Consider the following 25879-nt stretch of genomic DNA (forward strand, 5'->3'; position numbering starts at 1 on the left):
TCTTAAAATCTATTTATCTTATTTGCTGTAATCGTAGAAGCCTTTGCCTGTTTTTCTACCAAGGTCTCCAGCTCTTACCATTTGTCTTAATAGTGGGCATGGTCTATATTTGCTATCACCAAATTCATTGTAAAGAACTTCCATAATAGCTAGACATGTATCAAGTCCGATTAAATCTCCTAGAGCAAGAGGTCCCATTGGGTGGTTTGCACCAAGTTGCATACCCTTATCTATATCTTCTACGCTTGCAAGTCCATCAGCTAATACGCCAACAGCTTCGTTGATCATTGGGATAAGAAGTCTGTTAACTACGAATCCTGGACCTTCTTTAACTTCGATAGGTTGTTTGCCAAGATCTTCAGCTAGTTTAAAGATTGCTTGGTTTGTTTCATCAGATGTGTGTAGACCTCTGATAACTTCAACAAGTTTCATAACTGGAACTGGGTTGAAGAAATGCATACCAATTACTTTTTCAGGTCTTTTTGTAACAGCTGCTATGTCTGTAATTGAAAGTGAAGATGTGTTTGAAGCAAGGATTGCGCCTTCTTTAACAACTTCATCTAATTCTTTAAAGATATCTTTTTTAAGTTTTGGATTTTCTGTTGCTGCTTCAATTACTATGTCACAATCAGCTAAATCTTTAACTTCTGTTGTGTAAGAAATGTTTGCTAGAGCTTTTTCTTTAGCTTCTTCAGTCATTCTTTCTTTTGATACCAATTTTGTATAAGATTTTTCTATTCTTGCCTTGCAAGCATCTAGAAATTCATCTTTGATATCTCTTACAACAACTTCATAATTTTTAGCAGCAGTTTCTACAATACCGCCACCCATGATTCCTGATCCGATTACACCTATTTTCATTAAAAATCTCCTTTATTTATTTTCAAATTCAGCTTTACCTTTATTGATAAAAGCGTTCATTCCTGCTTTTTGATCTTCTGTTGAGAAGGTTAGGGCAAATAAGTTTTCTTCAACTTTGATTGCGCTGTCTATATCTACTTGACCACCTACGTTTATAGCTTCTTTTGAAGCTCTAACTGCAACTGGTGCGTTAGAAGCGATTTTTTCTGCTAGTTTTTGTACAGTTTCTTCAAGTTTGTCAGCTTCTACTACTTCTTGAACTAAGCCAATTTCGTAAGCCTTGTCAGCCTTGATGTTATTTGCTGTATAAATTAGATATTTCGCATAACCTGGTCCTACTAATCTTTGAAGTCTTTGGGTACCTGCAAAACCTGGAGTAATACCAAGACCTACTTCTGGTTGACCAAATAGGGCCTTATCGCTTGCAATCCTAAAATCACAGCTCATAGCGATTTCACATCCACCACCAAGCGCAAAGCCGTTAATTTGTGCTATAACTGGAATTGGTAGGCTTTCAAGTTTTCTAAATACGTGAAGACCTTTGTAACCAAATTCCTTAGCTTCGATAGCTGTAAGTGTTGACATTTCTTTAATGTCTGCACCTGCAACAAAGCTTCTGCCTTCACCTGTAAGGATTGCTACCCTAAGATCTTTGTTAGCTCTTACTTCATCTAATAGTGTGTTTAGTTCGTCTAGTACTTCTGAGTTAAGTGCGTTTAAAGCTTCTGGTCTGTTGATAGTTATTTTTGCTATGTGACCATTAACTTCATATTTTACAGTTTTGTAAGTCATCCATCCCCCTTCGAATTAAATCGTTTACAAATTTTCCTTAGTACAAAGCTTCCATAAACTTTATACCCATTTTCTCTTCTTATACTTATATTATAACAGTTGATATTTTTTTGTCAATCTTTTTTTGTATATTTTTTAACAAGATTTACAAACGATTTTCTACCAACTAATTATAGGTTTTTTTAATCTATAAAAGAAAAACCACTATTTGAGAAAATAGTGGTTTAATTTTTATATTAGGCCTTTCTAGCTTTGATTTTTTCTGTTAGGGCTGGAACTATTTCGAATAAGTCTCCAACTATACCATAATCAGCTACATCAAAGATAGGCGCATCTGGATCTTTGTTAATAGCAATAATTGTATCTGATGCATTGATACCAGCTAAGTGTTGGATAGCTCCAGAAATACCTATTGCTATATATACCTTTGGTCCTACAGTCTTACCTGATTGGCCAACTTGGTGAGAGTGTGAGATCCATCCAGCATCTACTGCTGCACGTGATGAACCAACTGTAGCTCCAAGTGCTTCTGCTAATTCTTCAATGATTTTGAAGTTAGCTGCTTCACCTAGTCCACGTCCACCAGATACGATATATTCAGCACCAACTAAGTCTACATCATCGCCTTCGTCTCTTGGGATGAAGTTAAGAATCTTAGTTCTAATTTCGCCTGTATATTCTATATTGTCTTCAATTTCTTCGATATTGTCTTTTCTACCAAATGCTTCTTTAGGGAATACGCCTGGACGTACTGTACCCATTTGTGGTCTAGAATCTGGACAAAGAATTTGTGCCATTAGGTTACCACCAAAGGCAGGTCTTGTCCATTGTACGTTGCCTGTTTCAGCGTCAACGTCAAGTTCTGTACAGTCTGCAGTAAGACCTGTGTGTAGTCTAGAAGATACTCTTGGACCTAGGTCTCTACCTTGGTTTGTTGCACCGATTAGGATTGTATTTGGATTGTGATTTTCAACTAATTTGCATACAGCGTTAGCGTAAACATCTGTATTGTATTCTTTATATATTTCGCCTTCGCATGTGATTATTGCATCAACGCCGTGATCTTTTACTTCTTCCTTAGCCTTTGATACTTCTTCACCAATTATAACTGCTACTAATTTTCCACCAAGTGTGTCAGCCATTCTTCTACCTGGATTTAATAATTCAAGTCCTACATTAACAGCTGATCCGTCTTCCTTAGTTTCAACTAATACCCATAGGTTTTTATTTTCTGACATAGTCCCTCCTTAAATAAGCTTCTTATCAGCTAATGCTGCAATTAGCTTATCTGCTGCTTCATCAGCTTCCATATTTTCAAACATTTCACCAACTTTTTCAACTGTTGGTGTGTAAGATTTATTTACTCTTGTTGGTGAACCTTTTAGACCGATAGCTGTTTCGTCTATAGAATCTTTTAGTTCTTCAAAAGTAATTTGTTCTATGTTAGCTTTTTTAGCTTTTAGTTTGTTTTTGATTTTTGGATATCTTAATTCTTCATCACCGTATTTTGTAAATGTAACAAGTGCTGGAAGAGTCATTTGGATTTCAAGTGCTCCGCCTTCAACTTCTTTAAGAACTTTTAGTCCTTCTTCATTTACTTCTGCAGTGTAACCATAAGTTACTTGTGGAAGGTCTAAGTGTTCAGCAAGTTCTGGTCCTACTTGTGCAGTATCACCATCGATAGCTTGTAGTCCACAAAATACCATGTCTGGTTGGCCTTCAGTTTCAGCTACTTTTTTGATAGCTTCTGAAAGGATATAAGATGTAGCTAGTGTATCAGAACCACCGAATTTTCTATCTGTTACTAGGTAAGCATTGTCTGCACCAACTGCTAGACAATCTCTAAGCATTTGATCTGCTTGTGGAGGTCCCATTGAGATTACTGTAATCTTAACTTCTGGGTCTTTGTCTTTGATTCTTAGAGCTTGCTCAAGAGCAAAAGCATCGTAAGTATTAAGGATACTTGGAACGCCTTTTCTAATTAGTGTATTTGTAACCGGATCAATTTTGATTTCATTTGTATCCGGAACTTGTTTAGCACATACGAATATGTTCATATATATCTCCCTTCGATTTATCTTATCTTAATAATGCTCCGCCAACAACCATTAACATAACTTCTGAAGTACCTTCATAAATTTCTGTTATCTTGGCGTCTCTCATCATTCTTTCAACTTCGTATTCTTTAACGTAGCCGTAACCACCGAATAATTGAACTGCTTTTGTTGTAACATCCATAGCTACTCTTGCTGCTTTTAATTTAGCTTCTGCTGCTGCTACAGTGTAGCTTTCGCCAGCATCTTTAAGTGTTGCCGCCTTATAAACCAGGTGACGAGCAGATTCTATGTCTATTGCCATTTCAGCTAGTTTAAATTGTGTATTTTGGAATTTAGCGATTGGTCTACCAAATTGTTGTCTTTCTTTAACGTATTTGATTGCTTTGTTTAATGCGCCTTCTGCAATACCAAGTGCTTGAGCTGCTATACCAATTCTACCACCATCAAGGGTTTGCATAGCGTATTTAAAGCCTTTACCTTCTTCACCTAGTAAGTTTGCTGCAGGAATTCTACAATCTCTAAATACTAATTCCATTGTTGAAGAAGCTTTGATACCCATCTTGTCTTCTTTTGTACCAAAATCAAAACCTGGAGTTCCTTTTTCTACTATGAAAGCTGAAATACCTTTTGTACCTTGTTCTTTATCTGTCATTGCAAATACTACATAAATGTCAGCATAGCCAGCATTTGTTATAAAGATTTTTGTACCGTTAAGAACATATTCATCACCATCTTTAACAGCTACAGTTTTTTGGCCTGAAGCATCTGTACCTGCATCTGGTTCTGTAAGGGCAAATGCACCTAGTTTTTCACCTGAAGCAAGTGGAGTTAAGAATTTTTCTTTTTGTTCTTCATTACCGAATTTATTGATTGCGTCAGCACATAAAGATGTGTGAGCAGAAAGAATAACACCTGTTGATGCACAGCACTTAGATAATTCTTCAACGCATAGTACATATGTAAGTGTATCAAGACCAATTCCGCCGTATTCTTCATCAAATGGGATACCAAAGAAACCTAGCTCTTGCATTTTAGCTACGTTTTCTTCTGGGAATCTGTGATTTTCGTCGATTTCAATAGCTATAGGTGCTACTTCTTTTTCGGCGAAGTCTCTAAACATTTGTTGCATTTCTAATTGTTCTTCAGTTAATTTATACATTTTCTCTCCTTATAATTTTGACTTTGGATTAAACATCCATACATTATTATCCTACTGTTATTATCTTAACAATCATTTTCGTAATTGTCAAATAAAAATCAAAGTCTTTTTTTAAACTAGACTTTTCACTTATGATTTAAGAAGCTTTGCCCTTTATTTCAAGGAAAAATCTTGCTGCAAATTAATCTAAAGTTGAATATTATTCAATCTTTAGAAAACTTCTGCACATAAGCTCTCATTCTAACTATACCTTTTCAGGCCTCTAATTCAATCGTTTTCTTATCATTTAACAAATATAAAATCATTGCAAATAATATTTAATTTTGCACATTGTTAAATTATTTGTTATAATCATATCACAAGCAAATGAAATTGTTATTTTATTAGGAGGTAATATGACAGATTACAACAAAGTTAGTGAAGAAATCATTAACAAATTTAGGGAAAGCGTTGAAGGTAAAGTTTATACTGCAGACGATATCAACGAAGACTACTACCACGACGAGATGCCAATCTACGGTTCTTACCAACCAGAAGTTCTTATTGCTGCTAAGTCTACACAAGACGTTTCAAATATTATGAAAATTTGTAACGAGAACAAAATTCCTGTTCTAGCACGTGGTGCTGGTTCTGGTCTAGTTGGTTCTGGTGTTGCTATCAATGGTGGAGTTATGATTGATATGCAAGATATGAACCAAATCCTTGAATACGACCTAGATAACCTTGTTGTTAGAGTTCAACCTGGTGTTTACTTACACGACCTTGCTGAAGATTGTCTAACAAAAGGCTATATGTACCCACCTGATCCAGGTGAAAAATTTGCTACCCTAGGCGGCAACGTTTCTACAAACGCCGGTGGTATGAGAGCTGTTAAATACGGTACAACTAGAGATTATGTAAGAGCTATGGAAGTTGTTCTTCCTACTGGCGAAGTCACAAGATTTGGTGCCGTTGTTTCTAAAACATCTACAGGTTATTCACTAAAAGACCTAATGGTAGGTTCTGAAGGAACCCTTGGTATAATCACAGAATTAACCCTAAAAATCGTTCCTCAAGCTAAACACACCATTTCTTTGATAGTTCCATTTGAATCTCTTGATGAATGTATAGCTACAGTTCCAGTTTTATTCAGAGCTAACCTTAAACCACAAGCTATCGAATTTATGGAAAGAAAGATAATTCTTGCTTCTGAAAAATATATCGGCAAGGAAACCTTCCCTAAAAATATCGAGGGCACTGATGTTAATGCTTACCTTCTAATCACCTTTGATGGCGATAACGAAGACGAAATTGATGGCCTAATGGAACAGGCAGCTGAATTATTAGTTGAAAACGGAGCTATAGATGTTCTAGTTGCTGATACTCCAAGTGCAATCAAAGATGCTTGGGCAGCAAGAAGCTCTTTCCTTGAAGCAATCAATAGCCAATACAAACTAATCGACGAATGTGACGTAGTAGTTCCAATTAACAAAATCGCTCCATTTATCAACTATGTAAATGAAATCGGTGAAGGATATGACTTTGACGTTCAATCATTCGGTCACGCTGGCGACGGCAACCTTCACATCTACACAGTTTCAAATGAAGAAGATAAATTAGATGAATTTAATGCACAAGTTCACGACTTCATGGAAAAAATCTACACCAAAGCTTATGAATTTGGCGGAAAATTATCAGGCGAACACGGTGTTGGTCACGGTAAATTAAAATACCTAGCAGAATACGAAGGCAAACTCAACACAGACCTAATGAGAGGCATCAAGAAAGTATTCGATCCAAACATGATCCTAAACCCAGGTAAAGTTGTTACAATAGACTAATAAAAAGATTTTAAACTAAAAACAATTTACAAGAAAAAAAGAGCTAAGTCTTTCGACTTAAGCTCTTTTTGCTTTCTTATATATTATCAAAATTAACAAGGTCCTGGTCGCCTGTTTCCATATTTCTTACAGTAACTTTTCCTTCTTCTCTCTCGTTTTGACCGATGATATAGGCATATTTTACACCAACCTTATCAGCGTAGGAGAATTTCTTTTTAAGTTTTCCGCCTTCTAGATAAATATCAGCTCTCTTTCCTTGTTCATGAAGCTTATTTAAGATATCTATAGCGTAGAAGTTTTCTTCATCGCTCATTGGAATTACAAGTATATCTGTAAGTCTAGATTCTTTTTCATCCACAAGACCAATTTCCTTTAATTGGTAGAATAAACGGGTCAAACCTATTGACATACCCACACCTGGGAGGGCCTGCTTAGAAAAGTTTGCTGCAAGGGTTTCATAACGGCCACCTGATGATACAGAACCAATTGATTCATAGCCATTTATAAAGGTTTCATAAACTGTGCCTGTATAATAATCAAGACCCCTTGTGATAGCTGGGTCAATTTTGACATTAGTATCAGGAATACCAAGGTGGATCATGTAGGAATAGACCGTTTTTAATTCGTCAAGGCCTTCTCTGTATAGGTCGTTATCTACAAAGTCGGTTAATTTTTCTAAAAGTTCTTCATTCGCCAAATCTGACCCTATAAAGGATAGGATTTTGTCTGCCTTTTCGCTATCGACTAATTCTAGAAGCTCATCTCTTGTATTTTCCATACCAATCTTATCTTTTTTATCGATAAGCCTTAGGACATCAGTTGTATCTGTGATATCCATAGCATTTAAAAATCCATTTAGAAGCTTTCTGTTGTTTATCCTAAAAGTCACATCTGGTGTATCAAGTTTATTGAAAATCTCATAGATAACCCTTGGTGGGATTGCGTCGTTGGCTATGGCTAGGTTGTTATGTCCGATTATATCAATATCGCATTGGTAAAATTCCCTGTAGCGGCCCTTTTGGTTTCTCTCTCCCCTATAAACTTTGGCTATGTGATAGCGTTTGAAAGGGAAATTTAAATCAGCAAAATGCTCTGCCACATACCTTGCAAGAGGCACTGTTAGGTCAAACCTAAGGCTCATATCCCTGGTTTCAGAGGCAATTTCATATATTTGCTTTTCTGTTTCTCCCCCACCCTTTGCAAAAAGTATTTCATTTTTTTCTATGACCGGGGTATCAATTGGCAAAAATTGAAATTTTTTATAAGTTTCTTCTATAATATTTTTCATCTTGTCAAAAGCCAGCTGGTCTTCTGGCAAAAGTTCCATAACTCCGGCTATGGTTGATGGTTTTACAATTTTCATATCTCTCTCCTATATCTCTTTAGCTAGGTATATTATACGATAATTTAGCAAAGAAAAAAGCCCCATATTAGAGGCTTAAATTTCAATGATAGAACCCAGGTCTATAAGTTCTGTTTTTGGATAAATAATATCTATATTTTTATTTTTGCAAATTTCTTCTATCTTTACAAAGGCCTTATGCCTAGAAATATCTCCGCTAAAAATTAGCTGGTTTCCAACCAAACCACAAGTCCCACCTAAAAATCCCTGGTCAAAGCCATCTAGGATGACCTTGTCATTATCAACTAATTCTATATCGACCTTATTTTTTAGAGCCTTGTAGATTCCATAATCGCTAGTTACTAATAAATCTCCAAGAGGAATTAGAGAACACCTGGTGTAGCCTTGGTTAACTTTGAGATGAGAAATACCTTTTTCTATAAGGAAATTTTCTATATTTTTTTCTGTAAAATCATTGTGGATATAAAAATCTTTAAATCTTACTAAATTATAAAGGGCGTCTTGAGGATATTTTCCGCCAAGATTCTCTCCCTTGATTAAGTTAAAGCCCACTAATTTCTCCTCATAATATGAAAAGACAGCTTCATCTACTACTAAAGTTTTATGGTCTATTTTAAACAAAGACAAGTCCGGATGATCAGCAATTCTTGGGTCTAAGTTGGGATTGGCTATTGTTTCTATAAAGGAAAATCCATTTTCCCTTAGAAAATTTTTAAAATCATCGCTTGCCTTATAGGAAATAACTAACATAAAAATCCTTTCAATAAAAAAATCCCCATCTGGGGATATTTTGGAGGCGCCACCCAGATTTGAACTGGGGGTAAAGGTGTTGCAGACCTCTGCCTTACCACTTGGCTATGGCGCCAAATAAAAAATGGAGCGGATGACGAGATTCGAACTCGCGACCCTCGCCTTGGCAAGGCGATGCTCTACCACTGAGCCACATCCGCATACAAATATTATAACATTTTTATTTGCTTTTGTAAAGTCTAATCCAATATTTTTTGAATTTTTACTTGCTTTAGGGTTTCTCCCTCTCAAGCTTACTTTTATATTATAGGATAAGTTTTAAGACTTGTCAAGTTTTATTATTTTATTTTCAAAAAATTTCTATAGCAATTTCAAAGTCTAATAAAAAATGGCAAAGCCAAGCCTAGTGGATTCGCTTTGCCTTTTTTAATTCGTTTAATTCTTCTCTTATCAAAAATATAGAAATAACCATAGTTAGGAAATCTGATGCAATTAGGACATACCAAATTGCTTCTTTTGCCATAAAGTTCGCAACAAAATAAGCAAAAAGTGTCACAAATACATAGCCCCTAAGAAGGGTTATGATAAAGTCAAACCTTGGCTTGCCAACAGCTGTAAGATACCCACCGTTTGTTATATTAAAGCCTAGGATTAAAAAACTTATAGCAAAAATCCTAAGTGACTTTGAGGCAAAAACCATAAAGTCAGCTGTCACATCAGTCAAAAATACATTTATGAAAAATTCTGGCCACAATTCTATAGCTCCCACCATTATTAGGGAAAGAATAGCAACTGATCTTAGCATGTATTTTCTAATAATTGGAATGTTGTCGTATTCTTCCGCTCCGTAATAAAAGCCCAAAAGTGGTTGGCTTGACTGGTTTATGGCAAGCATAGTATTTACAACAAAGGTCATGACATAGGCAATTACAGAAAAGGCTGCAAGGCCCACTTCTCCATAAAGCCTACCTATAGCAAGGTTAAATACCAAAATACAAAAACCTGTAGAAAGCTCTGATAAGGATGCAGGAAAACCATAGGAAAAAATTTCCTTAAACATAAAGGCCTTGACCCTAAATTTTCTAAATTTCAAATAAGACTTTGGTGATAAAAAGTAAATCAAATAGCCAATTGTTGGAATAGTCTGTGCCAAACCTGTCGCCACAGCCGCTCCCCATAATCCCCAATGGAATTTGAAGATAAAAATATAGTCAAGAACTACATTTGTAAGGGCCGACATCAACATGAGTACAGTTGTAATCGATGGTCTTCCATCTGCCTTTACCATTATCTCAAAAACATAGGATGTAAGATAAAAAGGCAAAAAGAAAATCAAAATAAATAGGTATTCCTTAACCATTTCTACCATGTGGCCTTCTGCGCCCAAAAATCTTACAAGGGGATTTATAAAAATAAAACCTACAATAGAAAGACCCAGGGCAAAGATTACTGAAATAGCAACGCCAAGGCTAAAAAATTCATCGGCACCTTCTTTATTTTGCCTACCTTTTTCGTGGGCAATTAGGTTTAAAGATCCGATTGAAATTAAAATCGAAAAAGCAAAAGCCAGGGTCACAAAAGGCATAGAAATATTTACAGCTGCCAAACCCTCACTACCAACACCCCTACCAACAAAAATACCATCCACCATGGTATAGGTCGAAAATAAGGTCATGGTCGTGATGGTAGGTATTAGATATTTTAAATAATTTTTAATTAGTGATTTTTTCTGCATTTAGACTCCTTAATACCTATAATATAACTCTCGAGCCTTCTTTGGTCAAGATTTTAAAGCAAAATAAAAAATCGACTCGAAAGAGCCGAAATTTTATGAGATTAACTTATAGTATTCCCTGGAACTTAATTTGTAATAAATCAAATACAAAAGAGCAAATATTACAAAGCCTATTACAAAGGAAGTAATTTTTATAGAGTTATTAACACATCCTAACATGACAAAGATTTTTGAAATCATCTTAAAGGCAAAGCCTACGTGGATGCCAGAAACTACCAAAGGTAGGAAGAAAAATACCAGAACTTGCTTATCTATAGTTTTTTTGATTTTTTCTTCTCCTATGCCAAGTTTCCTCAAAGATTCATATTTATTTTTATCGGCAAAACCCTCTTGGATTTGCTTATAATATATTATTAGGCCAGTTGCAACCATAAAAATTAATCCTAAGAATATTCCTACGAAAAATATAGCACCGTAAAGTTTGTATCCTTCTAAGACAAAATCATCATGAAAGCCAATGCCAAATTCATTTTGCACTTCCTTAGTTTTCTCTTTGAAAATCGCCATATCTTCATCACTTAGGTCAAAATTATAGGCATGGACTATTTTATTATCATCTATAATTAGGTTTTTATCCAAGTTTTTAACTATCACATAATAAAAATCAAACATGTAGGACACTATGGAATTATTTCCAGAATTTTTATATGGGAAATCTTTAATATCTGACTTTTTCCTTAATTTTTGGCCATTTATATCAAGTTCTGAAAGATCAGCCAATTTAGGGGACTTATAAAGTAAAAACTCCCCATCTTTTAAATTGGAAGCTTCTGGTATTGATTCGTCATTAACTTCCACAAGGATACCCATGGCCTTTCCATCAAGATCATTTGGATTTTTAAAGGCGTAAGATTGGTCACTGGTCTTAATATTTTGTCCATCTTTTTCAAAAGCAAGTACAGCTTTGTAATCTTGAATATTTTTTGCTTCCAAATTATTTTCTTTGATGATTTTTTTAACCTGGTCAATAGAATACTCATCAACACTAGCAAGGCCCACATCTCTTGGATATTGCCTAGATCCCACATCCTCAACACTCCTATAAAGAGCTATGGCTGATGATAATAAAATAATGGCAGCTGTAGACATGATTGTAATTGATCCAAGTCCCTTGGCGTTTGACCTTAACCTAAAAATAAGGCTAGAAACTGAGATAAATTTTTCAGTTTTGTAATAAGATTTGGAAGCCTTCATCATTTTTAAAATCACTATTGAAAGTGATGAGAAAAGGAAAAATGTTCCTATCATTACAAGAATAACCGCCAAGAAAAAGTAGCTAAGAGCCCTTAAAGGATTGTTTATAGTTTGGGCTAAGTAATATCCAGACCCAAGCAGAATTAATGATACAAACGCACTTAAAACCATCCCCCTTGGCCTTTTAAAGGTTTTTTCTTCCTTAAATAAGTCGAGAATTGATTTTCTTTTTATTTTTATAATTCTGGTTAATAAAATTAGTAGAGAAATTCCTGCAAAAACCAAGAAGCTAATTATATAAGCATCTCTAGCAAAACTTAGGTAGAAATTTCCTTCCATTAGCATAAGCTTCAAAAAAATTGTTTCTAATAGTTTATAGATAACTGAAGCAGAGATTATACCTATTAAATATCCTAAAGCTGATATTATTAATGATTCTAAGGCCAATATTTTTGAAAGATGTTTTTTATCAAGACCTAAAATCGCATAGAGAGAGATTTCCTTAAGTCTTTTATTTAATAAAAATCCATCTGAATAATATAAAAATATCAGCGAAAAAATCCCCATTACATAAATAGCAATTTTCAATATATAGTAGATGCTAGACATGGCGTAAAAATCTTTTAAAGTATCGGCATTCATTAAAAGCAAAATCGAAGTAAATGAAAAAACCATAAATCCGTAAATCAAAATATATGGAAGATAAACTTCCTTATTTTTTCTAATCCCATCTAGGGCAAGGCGCTTAGTGAGTTTCATTCTTTGCCGCCCTTAGAAAATTTAATGAATCTGAAATTCTTTTATAAAACTGATCTCTGCTGTCATCTGCCTTATAAATTTCATTAAAAATCTTACCGTCCCTGATAAATAAAACTCTTTTAGCAAAGGAAGCCGCGATATTTGAGTGGGTCACCATGAGAATTGTATTCCCATCTTGGTTTATTCTTTCAAAATAATTTAGCAAGTCTTCGCTGGATGAAGAATCAAGTTGACCTGTTGGTTCATCTGCCAATATTATTTTTGGTCTTATAATTAAGGCCCTTGCTACAGCCACCCTTTGCTTTTGGCCACCAGATATTTCTGCCGGATACTTATTTAAAAGTTCAGCAATCCCAAGCTTATTGACAATAGGCATAAGCTTATCCTCAAAATTTTCTGGATTTTCTTCCCTTAACACAAGGGGCAAAAGGATATTTTCCCTCACATCAAAATTATCCAAAAGATTAAAATCTTGAAAGATATAGCCAAAATTATCCCTCCTAAAATCTGACTTTTCCTTATCAGATAAGGACAGAATTTCCTTGTCATCAAGGAAAATTTGTCCACTAGTTTCCTTATCAATAAGGGAAATGATATTCAAAAGTGTGGTCTTTCCTGAACCAGACTCACCCATGATGGCTAGGAAATCACCATCCTCTACTTTCAAATTCACATCCTTTAGGGCAGTCACAGCGTTGGCTGTATTTTCCTTATAAATTTTTCTTAAGTTTTTTATTTCTAACATATTTTCACCTCTCATAATATAATTATAAAGGCTTTATAAAAATAAGTCCCTTTGCCTAGCTTACAAAGAGACCCCTTTTCTTACAATTTTGTAAGTTTTGGAAAATTTATCATGATTTTTGTAAATATCCCTTCTTCTGATTCGATTTTTATATCTAAGTTTAGGTCCTTGCCAATGGATTTTACAAGATATAGGCCAAGGCCAGTTGAAGACCCAAGTTTCCTGCCATTTTCACCTGTATAACCCATTTCAAAAACCCTTGGCAAGTCAGAGGCCTTAATGCCAATCCCATTATCTTCTATAATAAGGAAATTTTTCTCAAAATATATTTTTATCTTGCCAGCTTCTGGTGTATATTTCAAAGCATTATTTAAAATCTGACCTATAATAAAACCTATCCATTTTTCATCACTTACAGTCATAAATCCAAGGTCGCCCACATCCAAGCTAATTTTTTTGGAAATAAAATCGTAAGACTTTTCTCTGATTATTTCCTTAACCACAGATTCAATTCTTACTTCCTTAAAGACATAGTCATTGGTTTTTGAATTGTACCTTACAAAGCCAAGGAGAATGTTTAAATAATCTTCGATCCTCTTATTATTTTTTATAAGTAATTCAAGGTCTGGCTGATTGTCAGCTAAGATGAGCTTATTTTCAGCAATAGGCGTTTTAATTTCATGAATCCATAGGCCATAAAAATCCCTAAGGTCGCCTTCAATTTCATTATAGGCAAGTAATAGGTCCTTGTACTTCTTATCGAGATTTTCTAATTCATCTAGGATAATTTTTTCCCTCTGGCTTGGATTTTTTGAAATTTCTGCAAAAGTTGGTACCTCTTGGTTAAAATACTTATAGAGAAAATAAGCTAAAAAAATAAAAAAGCTTATCAAAAACCCATAAATTATTGGGAATTTTTCTAGGTTGAAACTTATGAAAACCAACAAATAAGTAAGGCTAATAATAAAAAAGAAAATAAAAGATACCTTATTTTCCTTCAAAAAATTTTTAAGCTTCAACATAATAACCATATCCCTGCTTGGTTTTTATAAAATCATCTACCCCAAGACCTGCCAAAGACTTTCTTAGCCTAGAAATATTGACTGTTAGGGTATTATCGTCGATGTAAATATCTGTGGACCACAAACTTGTCATTAGCTTATCTCTAGAGACAACATTTCCCTTATTTACCATAAGAGTTTCCAAAATTTTAAATTCATTTTTAGAAAGTTCAAGACTTTTTTCGCCAAAACTAATTGACATTGACTTTAAATCAAGAATTAGTCCTCTAACTTCAAGTCTTGATAGATTTTCCTTATAATCATAAGCCCTCCTTAAAAGTGCCTTGATTTTTGCAAGCAAAAGATCCATTTCAAAAGGTTTACTCACGAAATCATCTGCTCCCATTTCCATAGCCATGATTTTATTCATAGTATCTTCCTTGGAAGATAAAAATATTATTGGAACATTTGAGATGTTGCGAATCTTCCTAGTCCAAAAATACCCATCATAAAAAGGAAGGCCAATATCCATGACAACAAGGTCTGGTTTTTCTGATTTAAAAGCATCAAAAACCTTCTCAAAATCACACACAAGGGCGACTTCAAAGCCCCACTTCTCAAGTTCATTTTTTAATTTTTCTGAAATTATCTGGCTATCGTCCACCACAAATATCTTAAACATAGTCGCTCCTTAAAAATATTATAACACAAAAACCTCCCATTCCTAATTTGAATGAGAGGTTGTTAATTAATCTAGTTCCAACTTACCGGTATATAATTGCCAGTAGGTGCCTTTTTCTTTTATTAATTTGTCGTGGTTGCCACGTTCTATAATCCTGCCGTCTTCCATTACCATGATTACGTCAGAGTTTTGGATAGTTGAAAGCCTGTGGGCTATTACTATGGAGGTTGAACCTGTCATTAGCTTATCCATTGCCTCTGTGACATCTTTTTCTGTGGCTGTATCTATGGATGATGTCGCTTCGTCAAGTATAAGCATTGGAGGTTCTGCAATAGCAGCCCTTGATATTGAAATCAGCTGGTTTTGACCATCTGATAGGCTTGATCCGTCGCCGTGGATTTCGGTGTCATATTTTTCTGGAAGTCTTTTTATAAAGGAATCCGCACCAGAAAGCCTAGCCGCAGCCTTCACTTCTTCATCGCTGGCTCTTAGTCTACCATACTTGATATTGCCCTCAATGGTGTCTGTAAAGAGGTTTACTTCCTGGAGCACCATGCCAAAAGCACGCCTTAGGGCATCTTTTTTAATATCTCTTATGTCAATTCCGTCGACCATTATAGAACCATTGTCAATTTCATAAAACCTGGTGATGACGTTGGTAATGGTGGTCTTACCTGCTCCGGTTGAACCAACAAAGGCAATCTTTTCGCCAGGATCAGCATAAAATGAAATATCCTTAAGGATTTGGTTTTTGCCATCATATGAGAAGTCCACATTCTTAAACTCAAGTCTACCTTCGAGCATCTTATAGTGTTTCCTATCGCCATCATCCCACACCCAAGCATAGCGGCCTGTTAGGTCGTCACACTCAGTCACAGATCCGTCAGCATTTTCTACAGCGTGGACAAGCTCGATAAAACCAGTGTCTTTTTCAATCGGCATATCAATTATTTCAAAAATCCTGTCAGCCCCTGCCATAGCTTGGAAAACTGCGTTGGCCTGTTGGCTAACATTCACAATAGGATTTTGAATTTGCCTAATATTTGATAAAAAGGCTGCCAAAACTCCCACAGTCATATCTCCCTGGATTGTCAAATAGACTCCATAAACTGTAATAGCAGCATAGAGAATATTTACCATATTTAGCAAGAATGGCATCATCCTACCAGCATAGGTATTGGCACGGGTGAAGGCAATCCTCACTTCTTCAGTCTTATTTCTAAAAGTGTCGAGGATTTTTTCTTCTCTTGAAAAAACTTTTACAACTTTTTGTCCAGACAAAGTTTCCTCAGAAAATCCTTGCAAACTTGAAATATATCCCTGGCCTTCCCTGAAGGATGTCGAAGACTTGTAGATAATCCTAGATAGGATTGGAATTAAGATTAATAGACCAAGAAGCATTGTAAGTGTCAGATTAAAACTTAATTTAAACATGACAAGTATTGTTCCCACAAGCATGATTGTGGCCCTTACAATGGTTGGGACTGTATTTGCCAAGGCCTGGCTTAGGACGTCTGTGTCGTTAGTAAACCTTGACATAATCTCACCGTGCTTGTTGGTGTCAAAAAATCCTATTGGCATCTTTTGCACTTTGTCAAAAAGCTCTACCCTAATATTTCTAATTGATCTTTCTCCAACCCTGACCATGAGTCTTGAATATATAAAGGAAGTAAGGGCGGAAACTGCGTAGATTGCGCCCATTTGAAGGGATGCTCTCTTTAATCCTGCCACATCAGATTGTAAGATGTAGTTGTCAATAATTGGCTGGAGCATATTTACTCCCCAAATCTGGGTAAGGGCGGAAACTATTACGCAGACTACAATCAAAATCATCTGCCACCTATAAGCAAAAAGATAGGATAAGAGCCTTCCTATTGACGAAAATGAAACTTTTCTCCTATATGATTTGTCATTCATTTTATAATCATTAGTCATTATCTCCACCTCCTTGCTCTTGTATATCAACGGTTTCCCTGTAGACCCTGTTGGTCGCATAAAGCTCATCGTGAGTGCCGATTGCTTCGATTTTTCCTTCGTTCATAACTATAATCCTGTCTACATACTTAAATGAAGATACCCTCTGGGAAATAATTATCTTTGTCAAATCCTTGTTGTATTTGTTAATGCCATCGATAATGGCTGTTTCTGTCTTGGTATCAACTGCAGATGTGGAGTTATCCATAATAAGGATTTTTGGCTTTTTAAGTAGTGCTCTGGCAATAGTTAGCCTTTGTTTTTGACCACCAGAAACGCCTGTTCCACCCTGGCCAAGGACTGATTCATAGCCATCATGGCGGTTTCTTACAAAGTCATCGGCCTGGGAAATCTTACTTGCAAGCTCAATTTCTTCCATAGTTGCCTCATCATCTCCCCACCTGAGGTTATCGGCAATAGATCCTGAAAATAGGGTATTTTTTTGAAGAACTATTGCCACATCATCTCTTAAAGTTTTTAGGTCATATTTTTCAACCGAATGGCCACCTACTTTTAGAGAGCCTTCGCTTATATCATAGAGTCTTGGAATTAACTGAACTAGGGTGGATTTTGATGCTCCTGTTGGTCCTAAGATACCAATTGACTCACCGCTTTTGATGTGAAGATTTATATCTTCAAGCTGATAGGAATCAGAATCTTCTTCATATTTAAAGGAAACATTGTCAAAATCAATTGAACCATCTTCTAATTTTAGGCCTTCGATTTTCTTATTATTATCCATAGTAGGAACCCTGCTAATAACTTCAACAACCCTTGTAATACCAGGCGATGCTGACATAAACATGGTTAAAACCATGGACATACCGATAAAGGCGCCTAAAAGCATGGTTGCGTACATATTAAATGCCACAAGGTCGCCGACTTGGAGCCTGCCTTCGATGATTTCAATCCCGCCAAAATAGGTGATGCCAACAAAGGTGGCAAATAAAACTACATTGGCAAGGGGAAATACAAGAGACATTGGCCCTTGAGATCCGTCCGCGTATTCAAACATCTTTTGGTTTTGGATGCCAAACTTATCAAGCTCGTATTTTTTCCTAAAAAATGCCTTAATCACACGCATATTCTTAAGATTTTCCTCTACAACTAGGTTGAGTTTGTCATATTGGTAGCGGGCCTTCCTAAATTTTGGAATGGCATAGGTTGTTAATCCCATCAAAAGGGCAAACAAAATTGGCACAGCTATCAAAAATATAAGCGACAATTTTAGGCTAGATTTAAGAGCCAAAACAAAGGCCACTATAGCCATTGCTACAGTCTTAATTACAAACCTGGTTGAAACAAACATTGAAAAAGTAATCTGCTGGGTATCAGACGATAGCCTTGTCAAAAGCGAAGGGACCCCAAAATAATCTATATCTTCAAAAGAAAAGCGCTGGATATTTTCAAACTGAGCAAGCCTTGCATTACGGCCCATACCAGATGAAGCAATACCAGCATTTTTAGTTGCCTGCATACCACAAAACATGGTAATTAATGATAATACAACCATCAATAGTCCGTATTTTACGGCAAGACCCAAATCTTGGCCCTTAACAGCTTCATTAAGTGTAAGGCCCATAATAGCTGGAATTGCAAGCTCTAAGATGGTTTCAAAGCTGGTATAAATCCTCGAAATATTTCTATTTTTCTTAAATTCTCCCAAGTACCTTTTGATATAGGTAAAGGACTTGTAAAATTCTTTTATACTTTCCATTCATCCTCCTTCATAAAATCTTCTCTAATTGTGTCGTTAAGAAGTTTAAGAGCATCTTTAATCTCCCTTACCTTCTCATCGCCCAATTTCTCGTACATTCTCTTATTTGATTGGCTAATCGGTTTTAATCTCTCATCCCTAATTTTTTCTCCTTTGTCTGTCAGGCTTAAAATCCTCATCCTCTTATCATTTTCGTCTGGAATAAGGTCAATCAGCCCGTCTTCCTTAAGGATTTTAATGATATTATTTACAGTTTGCTTGGGAGCCCCAAGTTTTTCTGCAATATCTTTTTGACTAGGATTTGCCATGTGGCCGATGTGGATAAGGATAATAGTTTCAAGGTCATTAAGCCCATAAAACTTTGCCCTCTCCCTATTAAGGCCATTTGCACACCTCAGCAAAGAAAAAATAGAGACCATTGGATCAAGTTCAAAATTCATAAATCCTCTTTCTCTAAAATAAATAAACAATTATTTGTAATTAATATTATAGTCTTATTTAGGACTATGTCAAGTTGGGTTTATAGTTAGCATACCCCAGCGCCGTCCCGAACGACGCCAAAGGTGGCGGAGGGACCTTATAAGGTAAAGACCCCCACGTTCGTAAGATGTCTCACATACGTTCGACATGGCGCAGTAGTTTTAAGGAGACCGCAAACTCTAAGCCGCCGTCTCGATAGATAAGCCGAAGGCTTTGACGAGAGACCTTATAAAGAAAAGACATCTGATTTATGATAAAAACAATTAGCCACCAAAAAAACCGCCAAAATAGCGGTTTTCTATCTATTATATATATTTTTCCTATGATCAATGTCAACGACACAAATAATCAACTTCTCATCTTGAATTTCGCAAAGAATCCTATAGTCACCTATCCTATACCTCCAAAATCCCCTAAGATTTGTCGATAAAGCCTTGCCCCTAGACCTTGGTTCTTCTAATAGAGCGATTTTATCCATATAGGAAATTATTATTCTTTGAACTGGCTTATCCAATTTTTTAAGGGATTTGAGAGCCTCTTCAGAATAAATTATCCTCATAGACCAAGCTCTTTTTTCACTTCTTCGCTGGTATAAAATTTCATATTTTCTTTATTTAAAAGATAGTCCTCAATTAGTTTTTCGTCGTATTCTTCTTCTATATTTCTGAGCAAGGTCTCCCTTGCCCAATCTGATAGGGACTTACTATTCTCTTCGGCAACTTTTTTAAAAAGCTCCTTGTCATCTCTATTTAATCTAATTGTTAAAGTAGTCATAGGCCCTTCCTTTCTGTGTTACATTGTAATATGATTATACAATATTAGTTAAAAAAGTCAAAAAAAGACCGCAAGCCTTTGCTTACGATCTTTTAATCTTATTCTTCGTCCTCATTCTTTTTATCTCTTGTAAAGAATAGTCCGACACTTGATGCTGCCATCAATCCTATATATAGTCCATAATTGCTTATGATACCAGTTGTAGGATTTAGGAAGTTCTTCACCTGGTTAATTACTTTTGTACCTGTTTGGTTAATAGTTTTCACAATCTTTGTGCCAGTTTGGTCTAGATTTTTCTTGCTATCATTTTTAACAGGTGGTTGGTTCTGACCAGGCTTTTTAGGATCTTTATCTCCTGGTTTTTCTGGAGTTTCTTCCTTATCTTTGTCAGGAGTTTCCTCCCTATCAGGATTTTTCTCCTTGCCATTTTCTTCGTCAGGAGTCTTTTCCTTATCTTCAGGTTCCTTTTCATCATCACCACCATCAGGTAATGTTGGGTCAGGATCTGGAGTAGGTATATAACCACCGCCTCCTGGATTGTCCCCTGGCTCTGGAGCTGGACATGGCTTGCATGGTTCTCTTACGTAGATTAATACCTTTGTATCTACTTGAGTTCCATCATCATAACTTACTGTGATTATAGCAGATGTAAATTCATCTCCAACTTTAGTATTAGGACGTTTTATTACTTTTGCTCCCTTAATACTCTTTCCTTTAGGAAGTATAAGTTGACTTATCAATTGGTCATCACTTATCTCATCGTCTTTATCCACTTTCATTGGATTAGATTCAACACCGTTAACTTCGATTATTTCACCTGATGAAATGCTCTTTTCTTCATAAGTAGCTGTAATTATTGTCTCTTTATCAAATAATTTAGCTTTCTTAGGATTATATTCATCGCCTTTTGCATCAGCGCCAAGCTTCCATGCACTAAATATTTTCTTACCCTTTCCTACAGGATTATTTACAGGAATTATTACTTCTTTTTCTGGATTTACATAGAATATACTAGTTCCTTCGAGTTTTCCTTCGGCTGTTGGAACAAAGCTAACTTTTACAAAATTATCTGGAGTTCCAGCTGGTGGATTACCATGTTCATCAGCTGGTATAACATCCTCTGAATATTTAGCAACTAGGGTTATATCTTCTGTGACTTTGTATTCTTCTGGATTGATAATCTTACCATCAAGAGTCCATCCAACAAATAAATAACCTTTTTTTGTTGGGGATGGAACCTCTCCAATAGCAGTATCATGTTTTACCTTTTGTGCTGGAATATAATTTCCGCCATCTGTATCAAACTGAACTGTATGCAAATTCTCATCCCAAACAGCTACTGCAGTTGTGTTTTCATTTAGAGTGATTTTTTCACCTGGTTTGTAGATTTTTTCTCCAATCATCCAACCAGTCAAAGAATAATTATCTTTCTTTAGGTCATTGCCACCAGCTAGGGTTATCTCTGTGCCTACATCATATGACAAAGCAGCTGGAACTTCTCCTGATGTTTTATCATCTGCTTCATAGGTCATGGTTACCTTGGCCAATTTGAACCTAGCAACGAATTTCTTGTCGGTTTTGATAGGTTTATCATCAATTTTTTCATACCAGGCATCAAAATCGTAGTTTTTATTTGGTACAGGAGTTGGTATTTTAAGGTCATCTGAACCTACTGTGATATTCTTTAATGGATTTACATAATAGGTCTTGTTTCCTTCTTCTAATTTACCATTTTCACCTGCTATAAATTCAACTTTAACATAGCCTTCTGGTTTTTGATCTATTTTTTCTGCTGGGATAACATCCTTATATGATTGGAAATGATAAACAAAAGTCTTATCATTTTCAAATGTTGCCTTTAATGCAGCATCTGTATTATCTTCATTTGTCCATTTTCCGCCATCAGCAACAAAGCCAACATTTGGTTTTTTAGTAATTTTATTTGCAGTATCTGTTAGGTCTACTTCCTTTTCAGGATTTACATAGTAAACAGTTGTTCCTGATAGGCTACCATTGTCATCTGCCACAAATTTTACAACCTTATATCCCTCTGGCTTATCAGAACCATCTGTGTTTTTCTGTGGAATAATATCATCAAGTGGCTTATATTCGGCTGTGATTTCATAAGTAGGTGAATTTGCTTTTAAATTTACAGTTAAATCTTTATCCCAATTGTTAAATTTATAACCAAGATCTGGCTTTACAGTCGGTGCAGGAATATTCACTTCAACTCCTGGTTTAATCCAGTATATTTGTGTGCCTTCTAATGAGCCATTGGTTCCAGGTTTAAATTCAACTTTTACATAACCTTCTACTTCAGTTGTAGAAATGTTATCAGGATCATTATAAAGAGCTGTGATTTTTGCACCATCTTTGTATTGAATTGCTTGGTCTATAGAAATATCCCATCTTGCAAATTCATATCCAGTATTTGGAACAGGAGTAGGAGCTTTATCCTTAAGAACTACTGCCTTGTTTGGATTTACATAGTAAACTGCTTGTCCAGTTAATTCTTTTCCATGGTCACCCTTAACAAATGTTACAGTGATATAGCCATCTGGTTTCTCAGAATTGTCATCCTTTGTCTTTGGAATTACATCATCAATAGGATCATACTTAGCGGTAACAGTTTTATCAGCTTTTATTTCAAAATCATCTTTAGTGTCCCAGCCAGTAAATTTATAACCAACTTCTGCTTTTACTTCTGGTTTTACTATTGATGTGTCTCCTAAAGTTTTAGAAGGGTCAGCTTTTGGATTTACATAATAAACAGTTTGTCCTGTTATATCTTTTCCATGCTCGCCCTTGTCAAAGGTTAGGGTCACATAACCTTCTGGTTTTTCGTTTGGTGTTCCATCTTCCTTGTTTGCTGGAATAATATCATCAAGCTTTTTGAAGTTACCTTTAACTGTGGTGTCATCGGTGTATTTCTTAGCTTTTTTAACAGTATCTTGGTCCCACTTTTCAAATTCATATCCTGTGTCAGCTTCTGTCTTTGGCTGTTGAATTGTTACTTCTTTATCAGGATTTACATAGTAGACTGTAACTTCACCATCAGCAATCTTGCCGCCTTCTGCTGGTTCAATTATAAATGTAACTGTTTTGTATCCTTCTGGTTGTTTATTTTCACTTCCATCTGGATTTGTCTTTGGGATTACAGCGCCTTTTTCGTTAAACTGAGCTGTGATTACGGTCTTATCTTTGTATTGAATTTTTTCATTGATTGGTCTGTCCCAACCAGCAAAATCATAACCAGTTTTTGGAACTACTGATGGAGCATAAGCTTCTAGGGCTACAGCCTTATTTGGGTTGAGATAAAGAACTTTTTCTATATTTCCACCCTTGTCTGTAGTCTTGAAAGTAACTGTGATATAACCTTTTGGTTTTTCATTTGGACTTCCATCTTCTTTATTAGCTGGAATTACATCGCCAAGTGGTTTTGAAATTGCTTTTACAACTATATCGTCTGCTTTGATTTCTGTTGCATCTTCTTTATCCCACTTTTCGAACTTATAACCATCTTCTTCTGTGTATGCAGGTTTTTTAAGTTCATCATTTCCAAGTTTTATACCTGCATTTGCCTTTACATAGTAGGCTTTTTGTTCTGTTAATTTTAAGCCTTTTTCTGCTTCAAATGTTACTTTGACATAACCATCAGGTCTGAATATCTTTGAGTCATCAGTATTTGTTGGGTCAAATGGGATAATATTAGGTGATTCCTTATAGGTTGCTGTGATGATTGTTTCATTTTCAAATTTCTTTTTCACACTTGGTTCATAAACTTCTCCATCCGCATTTGCACCAATCTTCCATTCTTTGAAGGTGTAGTATTGATTACCAACAGGGTTTTTAACTGGGATTATTACATCTCTATCCTTCTTAACCCAGAATATTTTTGCACCTTCCATATCACCTTTTTCTGTAGGATTGAAAATAACTTTTACAAAATTATCTGGTAAGTTCTTAGGTTCTTCAGTTCCCTCTTGTGGGATGACGTCCTTAGTGTACTCTGCCTTAATTGTTGAATTCTTTTCAAACATGGTTCTTGGTCTTTTTGTTAATTCGTAAAGACTACCATCACCTGTAGCGTCATCTGCCTTCATTATCCATCTTACAAATAAGTTATCACCCACCCCTACTGGGTCTTCGCCAGGTATTACTACCTTGGCATTTGGATTTACATAGTAGAAGTATTTTTGTGGTTTTTCAGCTGTTGTAGTTGGGTCTACTGTCACCTTTACATAATCTTCTGGAACATAATTTGGCCTACCCTCTTTGGTTTTTGCCTCGTATATGTTTTTAATAACTTTAATAGGTACCTCTATAACTACATTTTTGCCAGTTTTCTTAAAATCCACCCTTACTTTAATAGTAGTATTTCGAGATACTTCAGTTTTATCATCTTCTTTTAGTTTATCATACAAGCTATTTGCTAACTCAAAGGATTTGATTTCTTTTCCAGTATCATCTAATACGGCAAAACCATGGTCGTCGATATTAAGTGGAGTGTATTTTCCATCTTCACCTTTTATCCTAATTTGCTTTTCTAATTTTTCCATGTTAGGAGTAAATTCATTAATCCAATTATCGCCATCTTTAAAAGATTCATGGACTACTAGTTCTTCAGCTGTAATATCGTTGTTACCCCAAATAGCATAGAAGGTTTTTGCTTCTGTAACATTTGTAGTTTTTGCCTTAAAGTCTGCTTCACTTAGGGCAGGACCATCTGCTGTTTCCGCCCAACCCTTAAAGGTTTCTAGGTCTTTTTTAGGCTCTTCAACCTCTTCTGTCAAATCTTTTCCGTATTCAACTTCTTTTACGATTTGTTGGTCAGCCTTTGGGTCTGTAATAGAAGAGAATTTACCCTCATTGGCATCAAAGGTGATAGGTAAGATCTCTGTCATAGTAAGCTTACCACCATTTATGACATCGTAGGTGAAGTCGTATTTGAATTTATGGTCATCTGATTTGACAGTTTTATTTGTTGTATCAAAAGTTAATCCAGCTGTGCTTGTATCTATTTTGACATCTGGAGTTTTTTCTAGATAAACTGACAACACAAGGTCAGGATCAAAATCATTGTACCAGTCTCTTATAATTTTAGTGTCTTTATCGTTCTTTGGTAATTCTACACTTACTGGAGACACCCCGTCTCCTTCATCATCAAAGGCAAAGTTTGCTTTCATGTCTGGTCTGTCTTCTTCAGAAACACCTGTATGCCATTCAGATTTAAACTTGGTAGATGCGATTTGATTGTAAGTAAGTCCTAATTTAATATTTCCAATTATCTCCCCATCTGCATTTTCTGGTAAAAATGTAGGACTTGAGCCTTGAGTACCAAAACTTACAGAAGTCAAAAGTTTAACCTTATCTGAGACTCTTTCATCAATCCTTACTTCGTATCTGTAAGGTTTAAAACTCTTTGAAAATAGAGGTAGTTTAGATGGTTTACCTTCTCCATCAGACCAAGTGTATTTACCTTCTTTAGTAATTTGTAACATATAATATACGCCAGTATCTACACTTGTTTCATAATCCATTTGCCTAAAAATTATTTGGGCTGGTTTTGGATTTCCGTTTTCATCTACTCCAAATATTTCATTCCACTGGAATGGATTCCCGTCTAGACCATTTAGGTCTAATTCCGCACTTACATTTCCAAAATATTTTGGTTTATCCACATCTTTTGGCTCGTTATTATCTCCAAAATATGGTCCTGAACTAAATAAACTAACTCCCGGCCTTTGTGATCTCGATGTCCTGGTCTTTGCAGCTATCCTATTTAATTCATTCATTATTTTTGCATCATAGCTTTTTGCATTTATCTCGCCTACTTTTACATACTTGCCTTGAGGGGGAGTCTCCTCTCCCTCAGCAAGTCCTATGTTAGGCGGGATAAAAACTTGCAATAACATCACTATTGCTAAAAGCAAAGATGTTAATTTTTTTCTCATTA

Annotated in this window: 19 protein-coding genes and 2 tRNA genes; 1 reads left to right on the forward strand and 20 read right to left on the reverse strand. The window is 35.6% G+C overall.

Annotated elements, in window-relative coordinates; genetic code table 11:
- Nucleotides 1-18: 18 nt before the first annotated feature.
- The 5 genes from K8P03_RS01270 to K8P03_RS01290 form a co-directional block, all read right to left on the reverse strand.
- On the reverse strand, nt 19-861 hold the full coding sequence (locus K8P03_RS01270; protein WP_223417741.1) for a 3-hydroxybutyryl-CoA dehydrogenase: 843 nt from the start codon (nt 859-861) through the stop codon (nt 19-21).
- A gap of 12 nt (nt 862-873) precedes the next feature.
- Nucleotides 874-1653, reverse strand: a complete 780-nt coding sequence (locus K8P03_RS01275) for an enoyl-CoA hydratase-related protein (RefSeq protein ID WP_223417742.1) — start codon at nt 1651-1653, stop codon at nt 874-876.
- A gap of 236 nt (nt 1654-1889) precedes the next feature.
- On the reverse strand, nt 1890-2891 hold the full coding sequence (locus tag K8P03_RS01280; protein WP_223417743.1) for an electron transfer flavoprotein subunit alpha/FixB family protein: 1002 nt from the start codon (nt 2889-2891) through the stop codon (nt 1890-1892).
- Nucleotides 2892-2900: 9 nt separating this feature from the next.
- Nucleotides 2901-3710 (reverse strand): electron transfer flavoprotein subunit beta/FixA family protein, encoded by an 810-nt coding sequence (locus tag K8P03_RS01285; RefSeq protein ID WP_209772898.1) that lies wholly within the window; start codon nt 3708-3710, stop codon nt 2901-2903.
- Between the two features lie 22 nt (nt 3711-3732).
- Entirely contained in the window at nt 3733-4869 is a 1137-nt protein-coding gene (locus K8P03_RS01290; RefSeq protein WP_223417744.1) for an acyl-CoA dehydrogenase, read from the reverse strand.
- A 395-nt stretch (nt 4870-5264) separates the two neighbouring features.
- Between K8P03_RS01290 and K8P03_RS01295 the strand changes: the two genes are divergently transcribed.
- On the forward strand, nt 5265-6689 hold the full coding sequence (locus K8P03_RS01295; RefSeq protein ID WP_223417746.1) for an FAD-binding oxidoreductase: 1425 nt from the start codon (nt 5265-5267) through the stop codon (nt 6687-6689).
- A gap of 76 nt (nt 6690-6765) precedes the next feature.
- Here the strand turns inward: K8P03_RS01295 and hisS are convergent, their stop codons facing one another.
- The 15 genes from hisS to K8P03_RS01370 form a co-directional block, all read right to left on the reverse strand.
- The gene (hisS, locus tag K8P03_RS01300) at nt 6766-8052 is read right to left on the reverse strand and encodes a histidine--tRNA ligase (RefSeq protein ID WP_223417747.1); all 1287 of its coding nucleotides are present in this window, start codon (nt 8050-8052) and stop codon (nt 6766-6768) included.
- Between the two features lie 75 nt (nt 8053-8127).
- Nucleotides 8128-8802 (reverse strand): DUF6873 family GME fold protein, encoded by a 675-nt coding sequence (locus K8P03_RS01305; protein ID WP_223417748.1) that lies wholly within the window; start codon nt 8800-8802, stop codon nt 8128-8130.
- A 41-nt stretch (nt 8803-8843) separates the two neighbouring features.
- Nucleotides 8844-8917: transfer RNA gene (locus K8P03_RS01310), tRNA-Cys, on the reverse strand.
- Between the two features lie 10 nt (nt 8918-8927).
- Nucleotides 8928-9002, reverse strand: a tRNA-Gly gene (locus tag K8P03_RS01315).
- A 203-nt stretch (nt 9003-9205) separates the two neighbouring features.
- Nucleotides 9206-10537 carry an MATE family efflux transporter gene (locus K8P03_RS01320; protein ID WP_223417749.1) on the reverse strand — a complete coding sequence of 444 codons (1332 nt, stop codon included), beginning with the start codon at nt 10535-10537 and terminating at the stop codon, nt 9206-9208.
- A 93-nt stretch (nt 10538-10630) separates the two neighbouring features.
- Complete coding sequence (locus K8P03_RS01325; protein WP_223417750.1) at nt 10631-12550, reverse strand: FtsX-like permease family protein; 1920 nt, start codon at nt 12548-12550, stop codon at nt 10631-10633.
- Complete coding sequence (locus K8P03_RS01330) at nt 12537-13295, reverse strand: ABC transporter ATP-binding protein (RefSeq protein WP_317847229.1); 759 nt, start codon at nt 13293-13295, stop codon at nt 12537-12539. The genes K8P03_RS01325 and K8P03_RS01330 overlap by 14 nt, the downstream gene beginning before the upstream one ends.
- A gap of 80 nt (nt 13296-13375) precedes the next feature.
- Nucleotides 13376-14317 (reverse strand): sensor histidine kinase, encoded by a 942-nt coding sequence (locus K8P03_RS01335; protein ID WP_223417754.1) that lies wholly within the window; start codon nt 14315-14317, stop codon nt 13376-13378.
- On the reverse strand, nt 14304-14978 hold the full coding sequence (locus K8P03_RS01340) for a response regulator transcription factor (protein ID WP_223417756.1): 675 nt from the start codon (nt 14976-14978) through the stop codon (nt 14304-14306). Before K8P03_RS01340 ends, K8P03_RS01335 begins: the two co-directional genes overlap by 14 nt.
- Before the next feature lie 66 nt (nt 14979-15044).
- A complete protein-coding gene (locus K8P03_RS01345; protein WP_223417758.1) occupies nt 15045-16913 on the reverse strand; it encodes an ABC transporter ATP-binding protein in 1869 nt (622 codons plus the stop codon).
- Nucleotides 16906-18669 carry an ABC transporter ATP-binding protein gene (locus K8P03_RS01350; RefSeq protein ID WP_223417760.1) on the reverse strand — a complete coding sequence of 588 codons (1764 nt, stop codon included), beginning with the start codon at nt 18667-18669 and terminating at the stop codon, nt 16906-16908. The genes K8P03_RS01345 and K8P03_RS01350 overlap by 8 nt, the downstream gene beginning before the upstream one ends.
- Nucleotides 18657-19109: a MarR family winged helix-turn-helix transcriptional regulator gene (locus tag K8P03_RS01355; RefSeq protein WP_223417762.1), complete on the reverse strand. Its 453-nt coding sequence runs from the start codon at nt 19107-19109 to the stop codon at nt 18657-18659. Before K8P03_RS01355 ends, K8P03_RS01350 begins: the two co-directional genes overlap by 13 nt.
- Nucleotides 19110-19447: 338 nt before the next feature.
- Nucleotides 19448-19708, reverse strand: coding sequence for a type II toxin-antitoxin system RelE family toxin (locus K8P03_RS01360; protein WP_223417763.1), 261 nt, complete (start codon nt 19706-19708; stop codon nt 19448-19450).
- Nucleotides 19705-19923: a type II toxin-antitoxin system RelB family antitoxin gene (gene relB, locus K8P03_RS01365; RefSeq protein WP_223417764.1), complete on the reverse strand. Its 219-nt coding sequence runs from the start codon at nt 19921-19923 to the stop codon at nt 19705-19707. Before relB ends, K8P03_RS01360 begins: the two co-directional genes overlap by 4 nt.
- Nucleotides 19924-20021: 98 nt before the next feature.
- Nucleotides 20022-25877, reverse strand: a complete 5856-nt coding sequence (locus K8P03_RS01370; RefSeq protein ID WP_223417765.1) for an InlB B-repeat-containing protein — start codon at nt 25875-25877, stop codon at nt 20022-20024.
- Nucleotides 25878-25879: the final 2 nt, after the last annotated feature.

The organism is Anaerococcus murdochii (assembly GCF_019957155.1).
GTDB classification, from domain to species: Bacteria; Bacillota; Clostridia; order Tissierellales; family Peptoniphilaceae; genus Anaerococcus; species Anaerococcus murdochii.